The 499-nt window shown below is 59.7% G+C and carries 1 protein-coding gene; it reads right to left on the reverse strand.

The features are described 5' to 3' along the window. Positions 1 to 499, reverse strand: a 499-nt coding sequence (locus tag L0U85_RS20170) for a glycoside hydrolase family 5 protein (RefSeq protein ID WP_347177493.1), incomplete at both ends; no start/stop codon positions are given.

Consider the following 499-nt stretch of genomic DNA (forward strand, 5'->3'; position numbering starts at 1 on the left):
TAGCTGTTGATGTTCGAATAGCACGGCTGCGTAGGGTCGCCGAACTGCCCGTCGAACTCCTCGTTCATGGACTCAAGGATCAGGTGGTCGTCGTAGTCCTGGAACCTGGACGCGATCTGCTGCCACGCTCGCTGATACTTGGCCTCGATCGTCGACTGATCGGACGCATCACAGATCAGCCAGGAACCGTCGACGGTCTTGTAACCGTCGCCGTGCATGTTGATCACCACGTACATGCCCCGGTCGTAGGCGTAGTCGACGACCTCTTGGACTCGGTTCAGCCAGGCGGAGTCGATCGTATAGTCCGGACCGGGCCCTATGTGATTCAAATAGGACACCGGGATCCGGATCGTGTCGAACCCTGCCGCCTGCACGCTGTCGATCAGCGCCTGGGTTACGGTCGGGTTGTTCCACGCGGTCTCACTCGGGTATCCGTTGGAGTTGGCCTCCAAGCTGTTTCCCAGATTCCAGCCGGCGCCCATGTCTTCGACGATCTGCG

This window comes from Glycomyces sp. L485, from assembly GCF_022548875.1.
GTDB lineage: Bacteria > Actinomycetota > Actinomycetes > Mycobacteriales > Micromonosporaceae > Glycomyces.